Raw genomic sequence first — 22,958 nt, 5'->3', positions numbered from 1 at the left:
GAACTCGGGTCCCTACTGCGCGCTCACCGATTTATCGGCGGATCGGAGTGGCGGCACATGCGGATCGGAATCTCCGCTACCGGATTCGCCACCCGGAATTTCGGAGACACCGCGGGCCGCGAGATTCTGCCGCGCGAGTTCGAGCGGAAATGCGAGTACCCGCAGATCGTGGAAGAGCTTCACCGCAATTGTCAGCCACAGCGATCCGGTGAATTGATAGAGCAATGCCAGCGCGGTGCCGCCGAATATGACCTGCGCCGCGACGAGCGGCCGGAAAGCGTGCCGCAATCCGTCGATGACGCCGCCGGCGATCACTATGAGCACCCAGAACGGCAAATTCGGGAACAATAGATCCACGGCGTAGATCGTGAATCCGCGATACACGATCTCCTCGGCCGGCGTGCTGAACGAATTCGCCAGCCACCAGAATCGTTCGGACGGATTCGCCGGGGTGATGAACACGACGTACTCGATCTTGCGGGCAATGAAGTCGCGCCCGGCCCGTCCGGTCAGCGGCAGCAGCGCGGGGATCAGCAGATAGCCCACGTAGACCACGATGATGGCCAGGCCGATGACCTTTTCGGCCGGGGTCAGCGCACGGAAAACCGAGCCGTCGAAGCCGCCGAGACCCAGTTGGCCGAGGGACACGTGCCCGGCCAGGAACGCGATCAGCACGACCGCCAGCGCCAGCCAGGTGCGGAATACGCCGCCCTGATAGAGGCGGATTCTGGCGTCGTCACGGCGACCGAAACGCTGCGTGAACTTCCGCACCGAACTTATCTCGAAGTACGGCTCCGCCAGGGCCAGATATAAAAGAAACAACAAGCAGAACAACTTCATGGCTGAATCCGTCCACAGGTGATTCGGGGGAGTGGAGGTGATCCAGTTGACAACGTTGGAACGGTTCACCTTACGTTCATTTGTATGTCAGCTATGTTTCGATGCGGTGCGGCGTGGTAAATCCGGATTCACGCACCCGCTGAAGATTTGCTGAGCATGCCGGAGACGGTACTACCGAATGGAATTACTGTCCAAACGTAGGCGTATGACATCGGTCACCAGCTATTATTTATTCAGCACATTAAAAACGAATTGCTCGCCCGATTTGTCTGGTTAGCTACCAGGCATTGTTGCTCGATATTTGCTGGACCTATTCGGATCATAGCGCGTTTAATCGCGGCACCGGAGTTGGCCTCGTGATCACCTGCGCGCCATGTGCCGATGGCACGGTGATCACGTGCGAACAGAGACAGTCACCCGGACCGATCGCTCGCGGCCGGTGCGCTGGTTCCACCGGGCCTGCGCGGGCGTGACCGAGCGACTGCCGTTCGGACTCGCGCGCCTGGTGGCGCCGACCTTCGTGGGCTACCTGCTGGTGAGTGGATGTACGTTCACCGTCGATCTGCTGATCCTCACCGGCGTGCACGGCGGACTGGGCCTGCCGCTGCCGATCGCGGTCACCGCGGGCTACGTCACCGCCTTCGCCCTGAGCTACCTGCTGAACCGAACACTCAACTTCGCCTCGCACGCACCCGTCGGACCGCAGCTGGCGATCTACGTCGTCGCGGTCGTACTGAACTACCTGCTCTTCATCCTCGGCGTGACAAGCGGTTTGGCCGCACTCGGCCTCGACTATCGCCTCGCCCGAATCCTCGGCGGCCTAGGCGAGGCGCTGTTCCTCTATACGGCGATGCGCCGCTTCGTATTCCGCCGGACCGCCGTCGGTGTCGATGCGTCGCCAGCTCCAGAGGAAGACCAGGGCAGCCAGAATGGACCCGGCCGTCGCGAATGATGTTGCGCCCAGATAGATCAGCCACGCATCCTGATGCGCGGCGGCCCGGACACCCTCCCGCGACAATGGCACCGCCCACAGCACGCTGCCGAACCCGATACCGGTGCAGCCCACCGCCGCAACCACCACCGTGCAGACCACGGCCAGCACCCGCGGCGGCCCGGTATACCGGTGCAGTGCGCCACGGCGATCCAGCCACCAGGACGCGAGCGCTGCCAGACCCAGCGCGATCGCATCGGCCGCGAGCGTGTCACTGAGCCGGTGCCACTTGGCGGTCAGGGTGTAATGACCGATGCCGACCGCCCAGGTCATCACGATCAGCAAGGCCACCCCGCGCCACCGATACGGCACCACGATCAGCGTCGCGAACAACACCGTCATGGCCACCGCGGTATGCCCGCTCGGAAAACTGTTGCCCAGGTCCGCCTTCGACACCGGCACCAGCTCCGGCCGCGGCAGCACCCGCTGCAACCCCTGCACGATCACCTGCCCGCCGACGATCACACCTACGCCCGCGACCGCGAGATCCCACCGCCGCCGCAGCAAGGCCGCCCCGGCCACCAGCAGCACCGCCGCGGCCAGCGAGTACACCGTGATCCGATCCAAGGCATCGGTGGCCTGCACGATATTTCGCCGCCCCGCCTCGTTGGCCCCGCGCAGCGCGGCGTTCTCCACCAACTGCCCATCCACCGTCCGCACGGCGACGAGATAGACGACGAGCACGAGAACCGCACTCACCCCGGCGATCACGGGCCAGCGCAACGCGGTCTGATACTTCCCCGGAAAGCCCATCTACGGATTCGCCTCCGAACGGTTGACGGCACGGTCGCAGGGCGATGATATTCGCTACCGCCTCGGGCTCTCGGGTTTCGGCCAGCCGGAGCCGAACCCGGTGTCGAGCAACCCGGCGGCCCGCGTGACATCGTCCGTCACCGCGCGGTAGACCGCATCGGGCGGGACCGTGTCGTCGAGATGGCGGTAGAGGCTGTCGGCCTGCACCTGCCACAGCGCGGCAAGGGCTCGGCCCGCGATCTGGGGTTCGGGATCGTCGACACTCAGGCCGGTTCGCTCGGCCAATAGTTCGGCCGCCACGCCGGCGAGCCGATCGCCGATGTCATTGCGGTAGGCGCGGAGCGACGCCGTCGTGCGAATGAGCGTGCCGAACCGGCGGACGGCCGCCGCGACCGCGGCCGGATCGACGGCGTCGGCCAGCGGTCCCGTGAGCGCCCGCAACTCCCGATCGAGAACGTATTCACCTACGACCACGTCGGTTTCACCGGGGTCGGCGGATTCTTCATGTCCGTGTTCCTGGGGTCGGTCCGCCGCAAGATGCTCGATGTCGGGCTGCCCGCGGTCCTCGACGAGCTCGCCGGGACCGCGGACGGCCGAACCGTCAGAACAACTCGTAGACCAGGGCATTGCCGATCTTCACGGGCGCGTGATTCGCCTTGACCCAGGCCTGGATCCGATCGCCGTCGGTGGTTCCCGAGGACCCGTGGAAGCCACGTTGCTGGGTGCCGAGGACGAGGTACTTCACCTGGTGATCGGCGACGTACTGCTGGAATTGGGCCAGGCTCGGGTAGTTGTCGCCGCCACCGAAGCCGCCGATCGCCATGAGCGAAGCGCCGGTGCGCAATTCGATCGAGCTCACGTCGAACGACCCGATCATGGCCGCGGACCAGCGGGTATCGGCGGAGGTGAGCATCTGCTGCAACTGCGGACTGTCGATCTCCGCGAAGCCGCCGGGTCCCATGAAGGCGTTCTGCCGTGCGGGGCCCGAGGACGGGATACCGCCCGCATGCGCCTGGGAAGCCGTCTCGATGGCGTAGGCGCCGGTGCCGAGCAGCCCGAAAACCAGTGCGGCAGTGGCGGTCACCGCGGTCCAGCGGGTGCGATTCGCAGCGGCGAGGACCGCCGATGCGGCGGCGATCGCACCGATCAGGGCGATCCAGCGCAGCGCGGGCAGCCAGTCCGGCGTCCGGTGCAGCAGCACGAATGCCCACACACCGGTCACCGCGACAATGACCGCCAGTGTCGCTCGGGCCGCGATATGCGCTCGCCGGCTCCACAATTGCGTGCTGCCGATGGCCGCCGTCGCCGCGATGCCCGGAGCCAGCGCGACGGTGTAGTAGGGATGGATGGTCCCGCTCATGTAGCTGAACACGAGACCCGTACCGACCAGCCAGCCACCCCACAGAATCAGGCCGGTGAGCACCGGATCGGTCCGGGAGGCGCGCCGATACAGCCACAGTCCCGCAATCAGCCCGATCAGGGCCGCGGGCAACAGCCACGACGCCTCGGTGCCGATCAGATCGCGGAACAACCGGGTGATACCGGGCTTACCGCCGAATGCGGCGTTCGCGAAGAAGTTTCGCGGGGCCTCCTCACCGCCCGGACCGTGACCGCCGCCCGGCCCGCCATGGCCGCCGAGCAGCCGCGACATGCCGTTGTAGCCGACCGCCAGCTGCCACAGGCTGTTGGTGGTCGATCCACCGATGTACGGCCGGGAATCGGCCGGCCACAACTCCACCAGCAGCAGATACCAGCCGGCGCTCACGATGATGGCGGCGCACGCGGTGGCCAATTTGCTTATCCGCGCGGCGATTCCACCGGCCCCGGCGATCAGGAACGCCAGGCCAAGCCCCGGCAGCACGAGTACGGCCTGCATGAGTTTGGTGAGGAAGGCGAAGCCGATCGCCGTGCCCGCCAGCGCCAGCCAGCCGGTGCCCGCCGAATACCAGCGCGGATTCGGCGATTCGATCGCGCGCACGGTGAAATACGCGGCGCTGATGAGCAGCAGGGTGAGCAGCGCATCCGGGTTGTCGTAGCGGAACATCATGGCGGCCACCGGTGTCGCCGCGAGCGCGAGGCCCGCGAGCAGTCCCGCGGCGGATCCGGCGCAGCGGCGCACGGTCGCGTACAGCAAGGCCACCGATCCGATGCCCATGAGGGCCTGCGGCATCAGCAGCGACCACGAATTGAATCCGAAGATCCGGCCCGACAGGGCCATCACCCACAGCGAGGCGGGCGGCTTGTCCACGGTGATCGCATTACCGGGATCGAGCGAGCCGAACAGCCAGGCCTTGTAGCTCTGGGTGCCCGCTTGCACGGCGGCCGCGTAGAACTCGTTGCCCCAGCCCGAGACCGACAGATTCCACAGGTAGAGCAGGCCGGTGCCGAGCAGCAGCAGGAGTAGCGCCGGTCGCTCCCAGCGCCGGGGCGTCGCCTCGGCCGGTGTGTCCGGTGCCGCTTCCAGCACTGCGGGCGTCGAAGCCATGTCCTGCCTTCCCTGGAGGTGGTATTGCCGTGAACTCACGGGAGCATACGACCGGCGCCTCTCGGCAACCTCGGCCGAACCTGCCAACTTGCTGTGAGCGGACCTGCTGTTTTCCCTGGGAGACCAAGATCAGCTCCCCCGGGCAATACCAAGGTTGTTCCCAAGTTCGCCGGAGCTTCGATTCCTAGTCTCGGCACCGATGATCGTGATCGCGGTGCGGGCGACCCGCAGGTGGAAGGTGTCCGCCGCAAACGAAGGAGTCCGGCATGACCGAGAATACGGAGACCGGCGTGGCTGAGAACATCTCGAATATCCCGCGGCAGTTCCGCACCGCGGTCGTCCCCGCGGCCGGATTGGGCACCCGCTTCCTGCCCGCGACCAAGACGGTAGCCAAGGAACTGCTCCCGGTGGTGGACACCCCGGGCATCGAACTGGTCGCCGAGGAGGCCGCCGCGGCCGGCGCCGACCGCATGATCATCGTCGCCTCACCCGGAAAGCAGGGCCTGGCAGCGCATTTCACCGAGGACGCCGCCCTGGAGAGCGTGCTCGCCCAGCGCGGCAAGTTCGATCTGCTGGAGAAGGTACGCCGCGCGCCCAAACTATTGGAGGTCGAGACCGCCGTCCAGCAGCAGCCGCTGGGCCTGGGTCATGCCGTGCTGCAGGCGGAATCGCTGCTGGCGGCCGACGAGACCGCGGTGGCGGTACTGCTGCCCGACGATCTGGTGCTGCCGCACGGCGCCCTCGAAGTCATGGCCCGGGTACGCCGCGAGCGCGGCGGCAGTGTGCTGTGCGCGATCGACGTGCCCGCGGACGAAGTGAGCGCCTACGGTGTCTTCGACGTTGCGCCCGTGGCCGATTCGGGTGATCCGGACGATCCGGCTGATCCGGATGTGCTGCGGGTCAACGGCATGGTGGAGAAGCCCGCCGTCTCCGAGGCCCCCTCGACCTTCGCGGCCGCCGGCCGCTACCTGCTCGACCGTGCGATCTTCGACGCGCTGCGCCGCATCACCCCGGGCGCCGGCGGCGAACTGCAATTGACCGATGCCGTCGCGCTGCTGATCGCCGAAGGACACCCCGTGCACGTCGTTGTGCACCGGGGCACTCGCCACGATATCGGTACCCCGCTGGGATACCTGCGCGCGGCAGTCGATTTCGCCCTGGAGCGCGAGGAGTACGCCGCGCCGATGCGCTCCTGGCTGCGTACCCGCCTCGCCGAATAACCGCTGGGTACGGTATGAACCGTGAACGACGATAGCGGCACGACCGTGCTGGTGGTCGACGATGAGCCCGACATCCTGGATCTCCTCAGTTCCGCCCTGCGGCTGAGCGGGTTCGATGTGCTGTCCGCCGACAGCGGCACCGCGGCCCTGGCCGCGGCGGCGCGACGCGCTCCCGACATCGTCGTCCTGGACGTGATGCTGCCCGATATGGACGGCTACACCGTCGCCCGGCGCCTGCGGGAGGCGGGCAATGACGTGCCGGTGCTGTTCCTGACCGCGCGGGATGCGGTGCAGGACCGGATCGCCGGACTCCAGGCGGGCGGCGACGACTACGTGACCAAGCCGTTCAGCCTCGAAGAGGTGATCCTGCGGTTGCGCGCCATCCTGCGCCGAGCCGGCGCCGAGGGGGAGGAGCGGGCCGGGCGGTTGCGCTGCGCCGATCTGGAATTGGATGTCGACGCGCATGCCGCGCAGCGCGGCGGCGAGCAGATCTGGTTATCGGCCACCGAGTTCAATCTGCTGCACTACCTGATGCTCAACGAGGGCAAGGTGCTCAGCAAACGGCAGATCCTCGATCGGGTCTGGGCCGAGGCCGACGGTCGCAGCGACCGGATCGTGGAGACCTTCATCAGCCAGTTGCGCGCGAAGATCGATACCCAGGGGCCGTCGCTGATCCGAACCGTGCGCGGCGTGGGCTACTCGCTGCGCGCCCCCGGACAGCCTTCGTGAGGCGTCCCGCCTTTGCTGTCCGCGTGCGGGCCTTGCGCCGCTGGACCTTGCGGGCTCGCCTGCTGGCGGCGGTGCTGACCATTACCGCGGTCGGGCTGCTGGCCTTCGGCCTGCTCACCGCCTCGCTGCTGAGTCGCTCCCAGCTGTCCCGGATCGACGGCCAGTTGAACGCGGTCGCCGGTGATCTGACCACCGGGAACCGGCCGCCTCCGCCGCCGGCCTCGGACAGCAACGATCCCCGTCTGCCGTCCACGTTCCGGGTGCTGTTCTTCGACAACTCCGGTGCGCCGCTGGGCCAGATCGGTATCGGCGCTTCACGATTGGCGCTGCCCCCGATGGACCTCGGCGCCGTGCAGGCCCGCGGGAACAAGATCGTGACCGTGCCGGATGAAAGCGGCGCGCACTGGCGGGTGCGCAGCGTCGTCCGGCACCCGAACAAGAACGACACACAGGGCGGCACCGCGGCGGTCGTCATGTCGCTCGACACCTACTACGCCACCACCCACGGACTGCGCGCCATCGAGATCATCGCGGGCATCGGCCTGCTGGTGGTGACCGGCGGTATCGCGGCCTGGCTGGTGCGGGTCGGGTTGCGGCCGTTGACCCGCATCGAGCAGACCGCGCAGGCGATCACCGCGGGCGATCTGGATCGCCGGGTGGCGGATACGGATTCGCGGACCGAGGTCGGCCGTCTCGGCGGCGCCTTCAATCTCATGCTGGCCCAATTGTCCTCGACGCTGCGCAGGCTCGGGGAGTCCGAATCCCGATTGCGGATCTTCGTCGCGGACGCCTCGCACGAACTGCGCACCCCGCTGACCTCGATTCGCGGCTACGCCGAGCTCTACCGCCACGGCGGTGCGGCCACCGACGCCGATGTCGCGCGCATGATGGGCCGCATCGAGGAGCAGGCCACCCGGATGGGTGTGCTGGTGGACGATCTGCTGCTGCTGGCCGGGCTGGACGAACAGCGGCCCCTGGATCTGGGTGAGGTGGATCCGGCCGCGCTGGCCGCGGAGGTGGTGCAGGATGCGCGGGTCCGCTATCCGGAACGCCGTGTCGGCCTGCATGTTCCGGCGGAGACGCCGCGCATTCTGGCGGACGAGGGCAAATTGCGGCAGGCCCTGTCGAACCTGGTGACCAATGCGCTGACCCACACGCCCGCGACCGCGGCGGTGGACGTCCGGGTCGGCCGGGTGCGCGGTGTGCCCGGCGATGCCGTCGCCGAATCCGGTGCCGAACTGCCCGCGGCCGAATCGTTCGTGCTCCTGGAGGTGGCCGATACCGGCCCCGGGATTCCGCTGGAGAAGGCGTCGCACGTCTTCGATCGCTTCTATCGCGTCGACGAATCACGTTCCCGCTCGCGCGGTTCCGGCCTGGGCCTGGCGATCGTCTCCGCGATCCTGACCGCGCACGGCGCGCGCATCCAGCTGGTCACCGGGCCCGGGCGCGGCGCGATCTTCCGCATGGTGTTCGCCGCGGGCCGGGCCGGCGATGCGCGTTCGGCGCACACCGCCGGCTGAGTTCTCGGCTCAGCGGATCCCGAAGTTGAGCGGTCCCGGGGTCCACAGCCCGGAACGCCGCTCGGTGGAAACGTCGAGCCGGGCCGCGGTGGCGGTCGGGTCGAGCGGCACGAGACGCTCGATCTCACCCCAGTTCCGCTTCCAATCGTCCTTCAGATACGAGGGCATGACCTCGGAGCGGGTCACCAGATCGGTGTAACCGAGCGGCCCGCCGGAGGCGTGGCTCTCCCAGTTGCTGGTCATGACCGAGCCCGAAAGATCCGGCAGGATGCGGTATTTCGGCACATCGGCGACGCCGTAGCGGTGCTGCATGGGCTGCTGGCACGGGAACTGCAGTCCGACCAGCCAATCCAGCAGCACCGGAGTGGTGTGCCCGACCAGCGCGTCGAGGGTCTGCAGCTGCGGGACGCGCGGCGGGGTCAGCGCGATCCACTGCAGCGGATCGGAGCTGTCCACGGTGGCCACGATGCGGACCACGTCCGCCTGGGGCGGCAACTGCTGCAAGGGAACCCGCAGGTTGCGCCAGGACGGTTGCAGCTCGCTCACATCGTCGGGGGTGACGCGGCCCAGGGCCTGCGCGTCGGCGCCGCCCGCGACACCGTATTCGATCTGCACGCTCTGACCCGGCACCGGCAGATTGTCGATATCGGTCGAGGCGATGCGCCCGGCGGCGGCGATGGAGATGATGCTGTGCTGCGCGTCCCGGGCGGGCAGCTTGTACCAGCCGGAGACGAGCGTCTTCTGGGCTCCCGGGCTGCCGTAGCTGCCGAGCACCGGCGTGGTGGCCGGGTTCAAGCCGAACGGCAGCGGAATGGTGCTGCCGTTGATGCCGTGCGGCACAGTCGTATCCGCCGTGCCGCCGGTGCTGGTCGTGCCGGCCTTGGTGGTGGTGCCGGCGCTGCCCAGGGATTGGCCGACCGACGCGGAGGCGGTGTCGGAGGCGTCGGGGGTGAGGTCGTTGTAGTTGATGCCGTCGGGGGTGAAGCCGGTCCCGGTGGCTCCCAGCGCGGTCGCCGGATCGCCCGACAGCGGTTGCAGCAGCCCGGCATTCGGGTCGGGTTCGACGAGGACGTCGTTCGCCAATCCGCAGGTATTGCCGGTGAGCGCGCGGAAGTTGCCCTTGGCCAGCGAATACGCCGGATACTGCTCGACGCCGGCCTTCACGAACGACAGCACCTCGAACAGCACCACGAACGCCGCGGCGATGGTCAGCACCGGAATCGTCCGCCGCGGCGCGGTTTCCTTGCCGCGGAACGGTTCCCGGATGTGCAGCCAGCCGGCCACGCCGACCATGAGCACGGCCAGTGCCAGCAGCACCGTGCCCGCGCCGATGCCGTGCACCGAAATCGGCTTGTCCCACCAGGACACTCGATAGCTGGCCACGTACCACCAGCCGTTGGAACTGGAGAACGATACCGCCAGCACGGCGAGGGCCGCGGCGGCGAACAGGGCGCGATTACGGGCCGAGCGCAGCACCGCCGGTCCGGCGGCCACGGCGGCCACCACGGTGACCGCGCCGGCGAGCCCGGCGAAGACGCCCAGATGGTGGGTGAACTTGGTCGGCGAGAGCGCCATCAGCGGAATCGCGGCAATGGTGGTACCGATGATGCGTCGCGTGGGTCCGCCCGCCAGACCCGGAATCCGGCCGTTGCGGCGCAACAATGCCAGCACCGAGACCGCCAGCGCCAGGAACATGACCAGCATCGCGAAGCGCCGGGCCATGGAACCGTCGGGTGTGGGCTGGAAAAGGTCCTGGTAGACCAGTGATTCGTCGTACCACGGCATATCCGGGCCGACCACCTTGTGCGCCTGCCGCATCGCGCTGACCTCGGCGAAGGGCTGTCCGGCGAACACGATCGCCAGGATCGCCAGTCCGGCCGCCGCCGCGGGCGCCACCAGGGCGAGGTAACCCACCTTGCGCGCGCGTTCGACGATGATCTGCACCAGCGGCCGCGCACCGGCCAGCAGTGCCGCGAAGCAGATGAGCCCCTCCGGGTTCGCGACCACCGCGAGCGCCGCCGGAACCAGCGCGAGCGCCGCCGGGGCCAGCCGCTTGGTGGCGAGGGCCCGTTCCATCGACACCCAGGTGAGCAGAACACCCAGCGCCACAGCCGGTTCCGGGCGCAGGCCATTGTTGTAGGGCAGCCAGAAGGACAGGAACACCAGTCCGCCCGCCCAGATGGCGGCCTGCTGCCGGCGTGCGGCCATGCCCAGGCGCGGCACCACTTCACGGCTGATGAGCAGCCAGCACAGGATGCCGAAGATCAGTTCGGGCAGTCGTACCACGATGCTCGCGGTCGACAGCCGCGAGAACAGCTCGAAGGTGCTGTCGTAGGGAATGCCGATGGGCGTCTCGGGCACCCCGAAGTAGGCGAAGTAGTTCGCGAGGTAGCCCGCGTGCCCGGCGGTGCGGGCCATGCCGAAGATATAGCCGTCATCGGCCGTGCCGGCGCCGATGAAATACCAGAGCACGAGCACGCCGACGACCACGCCGTCCACCCAGCGCGGCCGCCACCAGCGGCGCGGCAGCACCCGGCGATTGCGGCGGCCGTCCAGGCAGTCGAGCCGATGCAGGGCGAACAGGGCCAGCGCGGCGGCGAGGAAGGTGCCGATGATCGCGACCAGCTTGAGGGCGCTCGGCCCGGTGGTGAATCGGGAGTCGATCGTCACATCGGCGGTCATGCCATTGGGCGCGGCGCCCTTCAGATCGGTGAACAGGCCCACGACCTGTGGTCGGAAGTCGCCGTCCAGGGCGATCGGCGCGGATCCCGCGGCATCCACGGTGGTGCGGGTGCCGTCGGAGGCGATGGCCAGCCCGCAGCCGGCGGGCAGGCTCGACACCGGGGTGTCGAGCAGCGTCTTGTCCCGCAGCACTACCCGTAGTCGCGGACCGCTGTCCGCCGCTGCCACAACCACATTCAGGCCGTAATGCCAGGCCTGACCGGAATTGGGCGGCACGGTCGACAGGAGGTTGCCGCCCTTGTCACCGAGCCCGGTGATCGCGGTGCACGGGATGTTCACATCCAGGCTGACCGGCGAATACGACACCAGCGGCGAGGTCAGGCTCGTGGCCTGGCCGTGCTGCGGCCAACTGTAGGAGGCCTGTTGCTGCTGGACCGGGAGGAAGGGGACCGCCACGGCCAGCAGTGCGCCGAGGATTCCCGCCAGGATCGCGATGAGCCGCCACAGCCGGGCGGACTCGGGCTGTCGAACGCTCGAATCCGCCGGTTGATCGTCGGATGGCTTTCGACGGCTGAGCAGCAAGGTCACGGTTGCGCATCGTAGCAATCGAACCTGAGTGGGTCTGCCAGGCTCGAATACCGGGCTCGAATATCCGAAATCCGTTCTTCGGTATGCTCGCTGGGGTCGTGATTCCGGAGCTCGCGAGGCGGCACTCAGGAGGCGCATGCGCGGCAGGCATGAACAGCGGCATTCGATATCCGAATGGTTCGCGCGATTCCGGTCCGGCCCGTATCTCCCGGCGACCGTCCTGGTTTTCATCATCGCGGCCGCGGCGGCGCTTTTCGCGGGCTCCTATACCTACACGATGGCCAAACCGACACCGCGTGATCTGCCGATCGGAGTGGTCGATCCGCTGAGTGAACCGCCGGTGCGGACATTTCTCGCGGATATGGATCATGCGCTGAACGACGCGTTGACGATGCGCCACTACCCGTCCGCGGCCCAGGCGCGCGACGCGCTCGAAGCGCAGGAGATCTTCGCGATCGTCGACAAGGATTCGACCGGCATCGAGGTGTCCACCGCGAGTGCGTCCGGGGCCTCGGTCGCGGAACTGCTTGCCCAGACCGCGCAGGCGATTCCCGCGACCACGGCGGGCCCGGTGCGGGTGCAGGATCTGATTCCCTTGCAATCCGGGGACCCCCGGGGACTCGGGCTGTTCTACATCACGCTGGCCGCGGGTGTCGTCGGCATGATGGGCGGGGTGCAGCTCACGGTGCACGCGGCCGCCTTGAAACCGCTGGAGCGCATAGCCTTCACCGCGGCCTACGCGATCGTGGGCGGGCTGGCGGTGATCGCGGTGGTGGACTGGGGTCTGCACGTGATCCGGCTGCGCTTCCCGGAGTCGCTGATCATCCTGTCGCTCACCATGTTCTGTGCGGGCATGGTGTTCACCATGTTCAACACGCTGTTCGGGCGGTGGGCCATGATTCCCACCTGGCTGCTCATCGTGGTGCTGGGCAATCCCTCCTCCGGTGGCGCGGTGTCGTGGCCGCTGCTGCCGACGGTGCTCGGGGTGCTCGGCCGGTGGCTGCCGCCCGGCGCGTCGATGAACGCTCAGCACACCGCCGTGTACTTCCGTGGTCACCAGCATGCCGAACCGTTCCTGGTGCTGGCCGGGTGGATCGTGTTGTCCTGCACGGTATTTCTGTGGGTGCAGCACCGGAGGTCCGTCGCCGCGGCTGCTGCCGACGCGGTGGTCAGTCCGAGTTGAGGTAGGCCAGGACCGCGCGGACGCGGCGGTTGGTGTCGGTGTCGGCCGTCAGGTCGAGTTTGGTGAAGATGCTGCTGATGTGTTTGGCCACAGCGCCCTCGGTGACGACCAGCCTTCCTGCGATGGCATTGTTGGACCAGCCCTCGGCGACCAGCTCCAGCACTTCGCGTTCGCGCGCGCTCAGGGAGTCGATGGGGCTGCGGCGCGAATTGCTCTGCAGCAGTTGGGCGATCACGCCCGGATCCATGGCGGTGCCGCCCGCCGCGACCCGCCGCACGGCGTCGATGAACTGCTCGGACTCGAAGACGCTCTCCTTGAGCAGGTAGCCCACGCCGCCGCGTCCGTCCGCGAGCAGCTCACGCGCATAGAGCTGTTCGACGTGCTGGGACAGCATGAGCACCGGCAGCCCGGGCAGTTCCCGGCGGGCCGCGAGGGCCGCGGTGAGTCCTTCCGCGGTGAAGGTCGGCGGTAGCCGCACATCGAGGATGGCGATGTCCGGCCGCTGTTCCAGCAGGATGCCGGTCAGCCCGTCGCCGGTGTCCGTGGCGGCCGTGACCTCGAAGTCGTAGGCCTCCAGCAGCGTGATCAGCCCCTGCCGCAACAGGAACAGATCCTCGGCTAGGACAACACGCATGGCACCTCCAGATCGATGGCGGTGGGGCCGCCGGGTGGACTGGTCACGCTGAGGGTTCCGTCGAAGGTGGCCAGGCGGCGCCGGATGCCCGCGAGCCCGCTGCCGCCGGCGGAGTCCGCACCGCCGCGCCCGTCATCGGTAACCCGTACGAGCAGCACTCCGGCGCGGTGGCGGACATCGAGCTCGATATGTTCGGCGGCAGCATGTTTGAGCACATTGGTCAGCAGCTCCGAGACCGCGAAATACACCGCGGCCGCGATGGCCGGTGACGGTTCTCCGGGCAACTCCACTCGTACGCGAGTGCTCAGCGGGCTGGCCAAGGCGAGGGCGCGCAGCGCGTCGGCCAGTCCGCGCTCCGCGAGGACGGGGGGATGTATGCCGCGCACCAGATCTCGCAGCTCGGCCAGGGCGGCCGCGGACGCCGCGCGGGTGTCGGCGATGAGCCGCCGGGTGGCCTCCGGATTCTTGTCGAGTTGCCGTTCCGCCGCGCCGAGCGCGAGTCCCATGGCGACGAGCCGGGCCTGTGCGCCATCGTGCAGATCGCGTTCGATGCGGCGCAATTCGGCGGCCTGGGTTTCGAGGGCATCGCGGCGGGTGTCGGTGAGGTGCCGCACACGGGCGGCCATCTCGCCGGCCTCGGTGGGCCGCAGCAGTGCACCGGTGAAGCGGGCGTGCAGCTGGAGCACGAACGGCGCGAACCACAGCCACACCGCCAGCAGGGCGACCGCGAAGCAGGCGGCAGCGAACGCCGTGGCCGGGCTGTGCACGAGAATCGGCCCGTACCAGCGGGAGTGGCCGCGTGCGGTGAGATGCCGCCAGAATCCGGCGGCGAGCACGAGACCCTCGCCCACGTAGTAGAGCACCGCCGCGGGCAGCAGGCAGAGCAGCCCCACCACCGCATTGAGCAGCAGCCACAATAGATCTCGCCAGGTTGCCGGATCGGTGAGCAGCCAGCGGCAGCGGGCAATCAGGCCGGCGAATCCGTCCTCGAAGTGCTCGGGCGCGGGCCGGTAGGGCTCGTCGATGGGCACCCCGTACTGTCCGGCGATCGAGCGCCCGGCCGTGCACATCCAGCGCACCGCCGCCATGGTGACCGGCAGCAGCGCCAGGCCGATGCCGATGACCATGAGAGCGAGCGTGTATCCGCTGATGATGAACAGCAGCAACCCCAGCTCCGAAGCGCCGGCGATCACCACCCCGAACAGGGTGGCGATCCCCGCGCCGGCGGCCCGCGCGCGCAGCGCGGCCCACCGGGTACCCCGGCGCTTCGGGGGTTCGAGTCGGCCGGAATTCACTCCGGGGCGCCCACCGTCTCGATCGGTGGACGGCGCATACCCTGTGCGGCCGGGAGCAAGGTGGCACCGAGGGTGAGCACTACCGCACCGGCGACAATCGCCAGGTAGATGCCGAGAGTGCCGGAGGGGATCACCGATCCGCTCTTGACCCAGCTGTAGGGGACCGCGGTGGCCGCGGCGGCGACGGTGCCGAGCGCGATAGCGATCAGGCAGACCAGTGCCGATTCCACCCCGAGCATGCGCAGTACCTGCCCGGGGCGGAAGCCGGTCAGTCGTTGCAGGGCGAATTCCCTGCGGCGCGTGCGCGTTGCCGACACCAGGGAGTTGACGACGGTGATCGCAGCGTATCCGACGATCATGGCGACAATTGTATAGTTCGCTGAAACAAGGATCTGTTGGACGCGGGAGTTATTGCTGATCAGGCCTTCCCGGTCCGATATGGTCGCGCCCGGGATGGTGGCGGCGAAACCATCGAGATCGTGCCGCAGTGACGCCAGGTTGCCTGGATCGGCGGCGCGCACCAGGATCTGCGTCGCCAGTCCCGCGGTGGTGTGCCGCGCCAGCAGGTCGGCGGGCAGGAAGAGGGCATCGTCATTGGGGATATCGGCGTGTACGGCAACGATATTCGCGCGGATCGCCGTCCCGTCGCCCAGGTGAATCGGCAGGGTGTCGCCGATACCGGCGCCGAACGCGGTGGCCTGCTTCGCCGAGATCGCGACCGCAGCGCCGTGCAGATCCGCGAGTGAACCCGCGACCTGGGGAAAGAACACCGTCTGTGCCGCGCCCGCCGCCGAGACTCCGCGGAAGGTGAAGTCCGACCCGTGCCCGTCCACGAACCCGGACGTGGTGACCAGCTCCGAGGCGGCCCCGACACCGGGCAGCGCCCGCACCTGCGTGACCACCTCGGGTGTGAAACCGCCGGTGCCGGAGTCGAGTACGAAATCGGCCAGCATGCTCTTGGCGTATGTTCCGGTCTTGACGGCATTCTCGGTCGACTGCATGTAGAGGGTGCCCGCCGCGATGCCGACCAGCAGCACGATGGGCGCCACCGCACCGGCCATCCGGATATTGCGGACCTTGGCATTACGCACGGCGAGGAATCCGGGCGAGGCGGTGACCGCACGCACGGGCCTTTGCAGGACCCGGGCCAACGCGGCGACGATACCGGGGGCGAGCAACGCGAAGCCGACACCGACCAGCACCGAGGCCGGCCCGGCGGTACTCGCCAGTGTCGGCCCGTCGGTCATGACGGTGACCGTGACCACCGACATGCTGATCCCCGCGGCCAGGAAAAGCAGTGCCAGCAGCAGTCGGGGCCGGGTCAGCCAATGCCGTTCGACGACCGCTTCGCTCAGCGCCGCAGTCGGTTTCGTGCGCACCGAACGCCGCGCCGCCACCAGGGTCGCGCCCAGCGCCGCTACCGCCGCGATGACCGCGCCCGCAACCGCGGGAATCACGCCTTGATGGAAGGCGATTGCCGACGACACCACGCCGCTGCCGGTGAGCTGATCGAGCAGGACCCGGCCGAGCAGGTACGCGGGCGCGACGGCCAGGGCGGTGGCGACCACCGACAGGACCAGCGTCTCGAGCAGGATCATCCGGCGCACCTGGCCGGGGGTGGCTCCGATCGCGCGCAGCTGTGCGATCTCCAATTGCCTTTGCTGCAAGGACAATCCGAGCATCGAGGTGACGCCGAACAAGGCGATGAGCACCGCCCAGCTGCCGAAGATCGAAGCCAGGATGGTGAGCGTCTTCCCGCCCCCGGCCGCCGCCGGGAATTCGGCGCGGCCACGCTCGTCACCGGTGAACACCGAACCGTCGGAGCCGACCGCGTGCCGCACGGCCGCGGCGACGGTGGCGGGGTCGGCGCCGGGCGCCGGTCGCACGCCGATGGCATCGAGTTGCCCGCCGTCGTCCGTCAGTCGCGTGGTTTCCGCATCGGAGAAGAAGAGCGCCGGGGACGGCACGGAATTCGGTGCGGTGATACCGGTTACGCGCACGTGTAGGGACTGCCCGCGCGCGACGGCGTCGACATAGTCGCCTACTCGCGCACCGGCCGCGCCGGCGAGCCGAGCGTCGAGCACGACATCGGCCGGGTCGACCGGCGGTGTGCCAGCGGCGAGGGTGTAGGGGGTCAGTGCTGCGGCCGACCAATTGCGGCCGTAAGCCTGGGCATTGCCGACGACCTTCCCACTCACCATGACGGCAGCAGGCACCGAGAGATCGGAGACCGCCTCGGCGACACCGGGTGTGGCGCGCACGCGGTCGGCCAGGGCGGCGTCGAGGCGCCGGCGTTCGGTCAGGGATTCTCCGTCGTAACTCTGGTCTCCAGTGACCACGATGGGTACAGCGGACAATCGCTGCGGGGGAATCGACAGGCGCACACCGGTTTCCAGCAGCCCGCCACATGCCATGACGATCGCCGAACCGAAGAACAGGGCCAGGAAGGTCGCGGCGATACCGGTCTTGCGGTAGCGCAGCAGGCGCAACGACAACCGCAACATCACCGCACCCCCGCCGGGGTCGCGCCGGTCACGCGGGAGTCCAGACGGGTCATCCGGGTGGCGATGGTGTGGGCGTCCGGGTGGCGGATCTCGTCGGCGAGCTGCCCGTCCGCGAGGAAGATCACCCGGTCGGCATAGGAGGCCGCGATCGGGTCGTGCGTCACCATGACGATGGTCTGTCCCAGGGTCGTCACCGATTCCCGCAGCAGGGTGAGCACTTCCGCGGCCGTCCGGGTGTCCAGCGCGCCGGTCGGTTCATCGGCGAACACCACCTCGGGCCGCGTCACCAGCGCCCGTGCGATGGCCACCCGCTGCTGCTGCCCGCCGGACAGCTCACCGGGCAGATGCCCGGCCCGCGCCGACAGCCCGACCCGGTCGATCACCTGGTTAACCAGGTCCCGGTCGACCCGCGCACCCGCCAGCCGCAGTGGCAGTTCGATGTTCTGGCGGGCGGTCAGGGCCGGGAGCAGATTGAACTGCTGGAAGATGAATCCGATGCGGGCCCTGCGCATTTCGGTCAGCCGGGTCTCGTCGAGTTCGCCCAGCGCCTGGTCCCCGATCCACACCTGGCCGGTATCCGGGCGGTCCAGTCCGGCCGCGCAGTGCATCATGGTGCTCTTGCCCGAGCCGGACGGGCCCATGACGGCGGTGAAGGTCCCGGCGGCGAAGCCCAGGCTCACGCCGCGCAGCGCGGTGACCGCATTCTCGCCGGCGCCATAGGTTTTCGTGACGGCGTCGAGACGAACCGCGTACGGGTTCGTGCCGTTCGCTCTGGCTGGCATCGTGTGCTCCTCATCAGTGGATGGCCCCCGGCGTGTGCAGGGGTAATGCTGATGAGTACGACGCTATGGAGTTGCCCGGGCGCCGGATATGGCGCTGCATAGCGAATCCCGGGTGTAGTTTTCTCTACCCGATGCTCAGGCGTCGAGGATCTTGTCCGGGTTGAGCAGGCCGTTCGGATCCAGGGTGCGTTTGATGGCGGTCATCAGATCGACCGCCGGTCCGTGTTCGGCGCGCAGGTACTTCTTCTTGGCCAGGCCGATGCCGTGCTCGCCGGTCGCGGTGCCGCCGACGCCGAGGGCATGCCGCACCACGCGATCCGAGAACTGTGCCGCCGCTTGGGTTTCGGACTCGGTATAAGGGACGATGGTGTGCACATTGCCGTCGCCGATATGCCCCGCGATGGTGACATGCAGACCGAATTCGTCGCCGAGCCGGGCGGTGGTGTCGACCGTCGTCGCGATCTGCGAGAAGGGGACCGCGGTATCGGTGATCAGGAACCGGCGGCCCGGATTGCAGGATTTGACGGCGAAGTACAGGTTGTGGCGATCCTCCCAGAGCGCATGCCGTTCGCCGAAACTGCGGGCCGTCGCGATATCGACGGCCCCGTGGGTCAGGGCGATGCGCTGGATCTCCTGCTCGTCGGCGGTCACGGCCGCGGCCGAGGAGGATTCGGTATCGATGAACAGCGCGGGCGATTCGGGGTACGAGGTGCCGCGGAAGGCATTGATGGCGGCCATGCTCGGCGCGTCGACGAGTTCGAGCCGGCTCACCGGCAGTGACATTCCCAGGATCTCGACCGCCGCGTCCACGGTTTCGGCCACCGTCGGGAACGAGATGCGCAGGGAGTGAATCCATTCCGGGATCGGATGCAGCCGCACGGTGAGCTCGGTGATGATGCCGAGCGTGCCCGCGGAACCGATCAGCAGATCCTTGAGGTCGTAGCCGCTGGACGACTTGCGCACGGCGCGGCCCAGCCGGGCCGCGGTGCCGTCGGCGAAGACCGCCTGCAGCGCAAGTACATTGGCGCGCATGCCGCCGTAGCGGACGGTGGTGGTGCCGCTGGCATTGGTGGCCGCCATGCCGCCCAGGGAGGCGTCCGCGCCGGGGTCGACGGTGAACTGCAGGCCGAATTCGGCTGCGGCCGTGTTCAACCGGGTCCGGGTGACGCCCGGCTGCACGGTGGCGGTGAAGTCGGTAGGGGAGATGTCGAGGATCGAATTCGCCTGTGACAGATCCAGGATCACCTCATCGCCGCGGGCCAGTAGATGGCCTTCGAGGCTGGTGCCCGCGCCGCGGGCGATGAGCGGCGTCTTGCTGTCCCGGGCCCACCGCACGACGGCGAGCACCTGGTCATGATCGGCGGGATACACCACGCCGCGTGGTCTGCTGCCGGGCCGTCCGGTCTCGTCGACGGTGAACTGGTCGAGTACCGCGGGCCGCGTGTCGATCTCGAGCGGCAGCCCGTCGAAAGCGAGGGTCACCGTCGCCATGATAGTTCGGGGCGGGCATTCGCATTTTGTGACGATGTTTCAATCATTGATTGAATTCTGGTCCGGCGGGTGGTTTGCTGTGCCCATGACCGAGGTATTCACGCCGGCGCGACTGGGTCCGATCACGCTGCGGAACAGGGTGATCAAGGCGGCGACATTCGAGGGACGCACACCGGATGCGCTGGTCACCGCGGAACTCATCGCCTTCCATCGCGAGGTCGCGGCCGGCGGCGTGGGCATGACGACGGTCGCGTACTGCGCCGTCGCCCCCGGCGGGCGCACCGACCGGCATCAGATCTGGATGCGCCCCGACGCCGTGCCCGGCCTGCGGCGGCTCACCGATGCCGTGCACGCCGAGGGCGCGGCGGCCTGCGCACAGATCGGACATGCGGGCCCGGTCGCGAACGCGGCCTCCAATCGCCTGCCCGCGCTCGCGCCCAGCCCCATGTTCAGTCCGCTCGGCATGCAGAAAATGCAGGTGCCCGACGAGGCGCAGCTCCGGGAACTCATTGCCGCGCACGCGAATGCGGCGCGCCTGGCCGAACAGTCCGGCTTCGACGCGGTGGAGATCCACTTCGGGCACAACTATCTGACCAGCTCCTTCCTGAGCCCATTGCTCAACCGCCGCAAGGATCGCTACGGCGGTGCGCTGGAGAACCGGGCCCGGCTGGCCCGGGAAGTCGCCGCCGCGGTGGCCGAGGCCGTCGGCGGCAGACTGGCCGTCACGGCCAAACTGAATATGGAAGACGGCGTCCGCGGCGGACTGACCGTGCCGGAATCCCTGCGAGTGGCGGCCTGGCTGCAGGACGACGGCCATCTGGACGCACTGGAACTCACCGCGGGCAGTTCGCTGCTGAATCCGATGCTGCTGTTCCACGGCGCCGCACCGCGACGCTCCTTCGCGAAAACCCTGCCGACCCCGGCGCGCTTGGGTTTTCGCGCGATGGGCCGGGTCTTCCTGAAGGAGTACCCATATCAGGAGGCCTACCTGCTCGAGCGCGCGCGGCAGTTTCGCCGGGAGCTGACCATGCCGCTGATCCTGCTGGGCGGCATCACCAATCTGGACACCATGCAGCAGGCCATGGCCGAGGGTTTCGACTTCGTCGCCATGGGCCGGGCCCTGCTGCGGGAGCCGAATCTCTTGCGGCGCATACAGGCCGACGCGGGTTTCCGGTCGGCCTGTATCCACTGCAACGAGTGCATGCCCACCATCTACAGCGGTACGCGATGCGTCTACCGTCTCGCTGTCCCTCAGGCCGAGGCCGGGACCGCCGCGCCGAGGAAGGCGAGCAGATCCGCGACCAAGCGCTCCGGATGAGTGAGGTAGAGCCCGTGCGGGCCGTTCTCGTAGACGTGCAGCTCGCTGCCCGGGATGAGCTCGGCCTGCCGATACCCGCCGAGCTCGATCGGGATCGAGGCATCGGAGTCACCGTGAATGATCAGGGTGGGCACGGTGATCTTCGGTAGCTCGGCCCGGAAATCGGTGGTCACCACCGACCGATTGCATTCGATGGCGGCCAATCGCGAGGTGCCGTAGATCGAGGCCAGCACCCGGTCCCGGGCCATATTCGGCACCGCGCAGCCGCGCAGGCCGTCGCCCACATACGCGGGGCCGTTCTCGGTGAGCCAGGTGTCGAGGTGATGCTTCCAGGACTGGCGCACCTGTTCGGCGAGCTCGCCGGGCACGCCCTGCGGATTGTCCGGAGTGGCAAGCAGGAACGGCAGCGCGGCGGCCACGAAGACGATGCGCGCCACGCGGCCGGAGCCGTGCCGGGTGAGGTAGCGGGCGATCTCGCCGCCGCCCAGGGAATGGCCGACCAGGGTCACCTCGCACAGGTCGAGCTGTTCGATCAGATCGCCGAGATCATCGGCGAGCGTGTCGTAGTCATAGCCGTGGCCCGGATCGTCGGAACGTCCGTGTCCGCGGCGGTCGACGGAGATGGCGCGGAACCCGTGGCCCACGAGTTCGGCCATGACGCCCCACGGTTCGGTGCTTTCCATGCCCCAGGCGGAGCAGAACAGCACCGGTCGGCCGGTACCCCAGTCGCGGTAGAAGATCGAGGTGCCGGAGCGGGTCTGGATGAAAGGCATTGCGGTAACTCCCCATTCGGTGATCTTCGAGGTGTTTCTCGAACGAGGAGAAGGTAGAACCACTTCACTGACATCTTGTGTCAGTGGATTCCGGGAGAATTGTCTCGTGCGTGCGAGCCGGCTGATGTCCATCCTCCTGCTGCTACAGACCCGTGACCGGGTCACCGCGGAGGAACTCGCCGCCCAGCTCGAAGTTTCGGTCCGCACGGTCTACCGCGATATGGAATCCCTCGCCGCCGCGGGCATTCCCGTCTACGGCGAGCCTGGTCACGACGGTGGCTACCGGCTGCTGGACGGCTTCCGCGCCCGCCTCAACCTGCTCACCACCGACGAAGCGCAATCGCTGCAGTTCACGGGCCTGCCCGGCGTGGCCGCCGACCTGGGCCTGACCGGTTTGGTGACCGGCGCCCGCCTGAAGCTCATGTCCGCGCTGCCCGAGGAACTCCGCGATCGCGCCGGCCGTATCGCCGAACGCTTCCACCTCGACACGCCTGGCTGGTACGGCGAGGAGGAACCCGCCCGCCACCTCACCACCGTCGCCGACGCCGTATGGAACGAGCACGCCCTCCACTTCACCTACATCCGATGGGCCAAGCCGCACATCGTCACCCGCACCGCCGACCCCCTCGGCCTTGTCCTCAAATCCGGCAACTGGTACCTGGTCGGCCGCAGCGGCGATCAGATCCGCACCTATCGCATCTCCCGCATCATGGAACTCGAGGTCCTCGACGAACCTGTCGACCGTCCCGCGGATTTCGACCTCGCCGCCTACTGGGCGGAGTACCTGGACGACTTCGAACAACGGCGGCACCACGATTCGGCCACCCTCCTCCTGGAGGGCCGGGCCTACGATCGCCTGATCGAACTCCTGGAGCCCGCCGCCGTCAACGCCGCCCGCGCCACCGCCACTGCTCCCGGTCCGGACGGCCGCGTCCGGGTGACCATCCCCATCGAATCCTTCGACCGCGCCGTCCCCGACCTGCTCCGCCTCGGTGCGGGAGCGGAAGTCGTTGCCCCCGAGGAACTCCGGCAGCGTATTGCCGCCGAAGTCACCGCCATGGCTCGCGCCTACCGCACGACGTAGCAGACACCGGCGGCCGCGCCTCGGCAGCGTAGGCCCGGCATCCGGTCGACCGGGCAGATACAGCAGGCAGATCGACGCACGGGATC

17 protein-coding genes and 1 pseudogene are annotated in these 22,958 nt (G+C 68.3%); 7 read left to right on the top strand and 11 right to left on the bottom strand.

From position 1 onward, the window contains the following. Positions 1 to 12 precede the first annotated feature (12 nt). On the bottom strand, positions 13 to 840 hold the full coding sequence (locus ACIP5Y_RS27810) for a type II CAAX prenyl endopeptidase Rce1 family protein (RefSeq protein ID WP_400354357.1): 828 nt from the start codon (positions 838 to 840) through the stop codon (positions 13 to 15). A gap of 397 nt (positions 841 to 1,237) precedes the next feature. Between ACIP5Y_RS27810 and ACIP5Y_RS27805 the strand changes: the two genes are divergently transcribed. Further along, the gene (locus ACIP5Y_RS27805) at positions 1,238 to 1,792 is read left to right on the top strand and encodes a GtrA family protein (RefSeq protein WP_400354355.1); all 555 of its coding nucleotides are present in this window, start codon (positions 1,238 to 1,240) and stop codon (positions 1,790 to 1,792) included. Positions 1,793 to 1,987: 195 nt separating this feature from the next. On the opposite strand, the pseudogene ACIP5Y_RS27800 reads toward ACIP5Y_RS27805, so the two are convergent. From ACIP5Y_RS27800 to ACIP5Y_RS27790, 3 genes and pseudogenes are all read right to left on the bottom strand, one after another. Further along, positions 1,988 to 2,584 (bottom strand): annotated as a pseudogene (locus ACIP5Y_RS27800) (phosphatase PAP2 family protein); the annotation flags it as partial. A gap of 54 nt (positions 2,585 to 2,638) precedes the next feature. Then, the gene (locus tag ACIP5Y_RS27795) at positions 2,639 to 3,211 is read right to left on the bottom strand and encodes a hypothetical protein (RefSeq protein ID WP_400354353.1); all 573 of its coding nucleotides are present in this window, start codon (positions 3,209 to 3,211) and stop codon (positions 2,639 to 2,641) included. After that, complete coding sequence (locus tag ACIP5Y_RS27790; protein WP_400354351.1) at positions 3,186 to 5,069, bottom strand: glycosyltransferase family 39 protein; 1,884 nt, start codon at positions 5,067 to 5,069, stop codon at positions 3,186 to 3,188. Before ACIP5Y_RS27790 ends, ACIP5Y_RS27795 begins: the two co-directional genes overlap by 26 nt. 266 nt (positions 5,070 to 5,335) lie before the next feature. Between ACIP5Y_RS27790 and ACIP5Y_RS27785 the strand changes: the two genes are divergently transcribed. The 3 genes from ACIP5Y_RS27785 to ACIP5Y_RS27775 are packed head-to-tail and all read left to right on the top strand — an operon-like array spanning position 5,336 to position 8,538. After that, positions 5,336 to 6,289 carry a UTP--glucose-1-phosphate uridylyltransferase gene (locus ACIP5Y_RS27785; RefSeq protein ID WP_400354349.1) on the top strand — a complete coding sequence of 318 codons (954 nt, stop codon included), beginning with the start codon at positions 5,336 to 5,338 and terminating at the stop codon, positions 6,287 to 6,289. A gap of 21 nt (positions 6,290 to 6,310) precedes the next feature. Next, complete coding sequence (locus tag ACIP5Y_RS27780; protein ID WP_400354348.1) at positions 6,311 to 7,018, top strand: response regulator transcription factor; 708 nt, start codon at positions 6,311 to 6,313, stop codon at positions 7,016 to 7,018. A 23-nt stretch (positions 7,019 to 7,041) separates the two neighbouring features. Continuing rightward, complete coding sequence (locus tag ACIP5Y_RS27775) at positions 7,042 to 8,538, top strand: sensor histidine kinase (protein ID WP_400354346.1); 1,497 nt, start codon at positions 7,042 to 7,044, stop codon at positions 8,536 to 8,538. Positions 8,539 to 8,547: 9 nt separating this feature from the next. On the opposite strand, the gene ACIP5Y_RS27770 is transcribed toward ACIP5Y_RS27775, so the two are convergent. Further along, the gene (locus ACIP5Y_RS27770; protein ID WP_400354344.1) at positions 8,548 to 11,808 is read right to left on the bottom strand and encodes an arabinosyltransferase domain-containing protein; all 3,261 of its coding nucleotides are present in this window, start codon (positions 11,806 to 11,808) and stop codon (positions 8,548 to 8,550) included. Between the two features lie 136 nt (positions 11,809 to 11,944). On the opposite strand from ACIP5Y_RS27770, the gene ACIP5Y_RS27765 reads away from it, so the two are divergent. After that, the gene (locus ACIP5Y_RS27765) at positions 11,945 to 12,991 is read left to right on the top strand and encodes an ABC transporter permease (protein WP_400354343.1); all 1,047 of its coding nucleotides are present in this window, start codon (positions 11,945 to 11,947) and stop codon (positions 12,989 to 12,991) included. On the opposite strand, the gene ACIP5Y_RS27760 is transcribed toward ACIP5Y_RS27765, so the two are convergent. The 5 genes from ACIP5Y_RS27760 to ACIP5Y_RS27740 all read right to left on the bottom strand — a co-directional run bounded on the left by ACIP5Y_RS27760 (position 12,978) and on the right by ACIP5Y_RS27740 (position 19,688). Further along, positions 12,978 to 13,625, bottom strand: a complete 648-nt coding sequence (locus tag ACIP5Y_RS27760) for a LuxR C-terminal-related transcriptional regulator (RefSeq protein WP_400354341.1) — start codon at positions 13,623 to 13,625, stop codon at positions 12,978 to 12,980. The genes ACIP5Y_RS27765 and ACIP5Y_RS27760 overlap by 14 nt on opposite strands. Next, the gene (locus tag ACIP5Y_RS27755; RefSeq protein ID WP_400354340.1) at positions 13,610 to 14,920 is read right to left on the bottom strand and encodes a sensor histidine kinase; all 1,311 of its coding nucleotides are present in this window, start codon (positions 14,918 to 14,920) and stop codon (positions 13,610 to 13,612) included. Before ACIP5Y_RS27755 ends, ACIP5Y_RS27760 begins: the two co-directional genes overlap by 16 nt. Next, a complete protein-coding gene (locus ACIP5Y_RS27750; protein WP_400354338.1) occupies positions 14,917 to 17,424 on the bottom strand; it encodes an ABC transporter permease in 2,508 nt (835 codons plus the stop codon). The genes ACIP5Y_RS27755 and ACIP5Y_RS27750 overlap by 4 nt, the downstream gene beginning before the upstream one ends. Next, entirely contained in the window at positions 17,424 to 18,206 is a 783-nt protein-coding gene (locus ACIP5Y_RS27745) for an ABC transporter ATP-binding protein (RefSeq protein WP_400354337.1), read from the bottom strand. Before ACIP5Y_RS27745 ends, ACIP5Y_RS27750 begins: the two co-directional genes overlap by 1 nt. Positions 18,207 to 18,341: 135 nt before the next feature. Then, entirely contained in the window at positions 18,342 to 19,688 is a 1,347-nt protein-coding gene (locus tag ACIP5Y_RS27740; RefSeq protein ID WP_400354335.1) for an FAD-binding oxidoreductase, read from the bottom strand. A gap of 94 nt (positions 19,689 to 19,782) precedes the next feature. On the opposite strand from ACIP5Y_RS27740, the gene ACIP5Y_RS27735 reads away from it, so the two are divergent. After that, entirely contained in the window at positions 19,783 to 21,015 is a 1,233-nt protein-coding gene (locus ACIP5Y_RS27735; RefSeq protein ID WP_400354333.1) for an NADH:flavin oxidoreductase, read from the top strand. Here the strand turns inward: ACIP5Y_RS27735 and ACIP5Y_RS27730 are convergent. Next, positions 20,949 to 21,788, bottom strand: a complete 840-nt coding sequence (locus tag ACIP5Y_RS27730) for an alpha/beta fold hydrolase (RefSeq protein WP_400354331.1) — start codon at positions 21,786 to 21,788, stop codon at positions 20,949 to 20,951. The two genes, ACIP5Y_RS27735 and ACIP5Y_RS27730, sit on opposite strands and share 67 nt — an antisense overlap. A gap of 106 nt (positions 21,789 to 21,894) precedes the next feature. On the opposite strand from ACIP5Y_RS27730, the gene ACIP5Y_RS27725 reads away from it, so the two are divergent. Next, the gene (locus ACIP5Y_RS27725) at positions 21,895 to 22,872 is read left to right on the top strand and encodes a helix-turn-helix transcriptional regulator (RefSeq protein ID WP_400354329.1); all 978 of its coding nucleotides are present in this window, start codon (positions 21,895 to 21,897) and stop codon (positions 22,870 to 22,872) included. Positions 22,873 to 22,958: the final 86 nt, after the last annotated feature.

Source organism: Nocardia sp. NPDC088792 (genome assembly GCF_044750615.1).
Lineage (GTDB): Bacteria > Actinomycetota > Actinomycetes > Mycobacteriales > Mycobacteriaceae > Nocardia.
The sequence above is the reverse complement of the archived record's forward strand: the minus strand, read 5'-3'. Positions and strand labels throughout refer to the sequence as shown.

Excerpts from the sequence above, each read along its gene's own strand:
- ACIP5Y_RS27810 (WP_400354357.1), bottom strand. The coding sequence starts at position 840 with ATGAAGTTGTTCTGCTTGTTGTTTCTTTTATATCTGGCCCTGGCGGAG.
- ACIP5Y_RS27795 (WP_400354353.1), bottom strand. The coding sequence starts at position 3,211 with ATGCCCTGGTCTACGAGTTGTTCTGACGGTTCGGCCGTCCGCGGTCCC.
- ACIP5Y_RS27790 (WP_400354351.1), bottom strand. The coding sequence starts at position 5,069 with ATGGCTTCGACGCCCGCAGTGCTGGAAGCGGCACCGGACACACCGGCC.
- ACIP5Y_RS27785 (WP_400354349.1), top strand. The coding sequence starts at position 5,336 with ATGACCGAGAATACGGAGACCGGCGTGGCTGAGAACATCTCGAATATC.
- ACIP5Y_RS27765 (WP_400354343.1), top strand. The coding sequence starts at position 11,945 with ATGCGCGGCAGGCATGAACAGCGGCATTCGATATCCGAATGGTTCGCG.
- ACIP5Y_RS27760 (WP_400354341.1), bottom strand. The coding sequence starts at position 13,625 with ATGCGTGTTGTCCTAGCCGAGGATCTGTTCCTGTTGCGGCAGGGGCTG.
- ACIP5Y_RS27750 (WP_400354338.1), bottom strand. The coding sequence starts at position 17,424 with ATGTTGCGGTTGTCGTTGCGCCTGCTGCGCTACCGCAAGACCGGTATC.
- ACIP5Y_RS27745 (WP_400354337.1), bottom strand. The coding sequence starts at position 18,206 with ATGCCAGCCAGAGCGAACGGCACGAACCCGTACGCGGTTCGTCTCGAC.
- ACIP5Y_RS27735 (WP_400354333.1), top strand. The coding sequence starts at position 19,783 with ATGACCGAGGTATTCACGCCGGCGCGACTGGGTCCGATCACGCTGCGG.
- ACIP5Y_RS27730 (WP_400354331.1), bottom strand. The coding sequence starts at position 21,788 with ATGCCTTTCATCCAGACCCGCTCCGGCACCTCGATCTTCTACCGCGAC.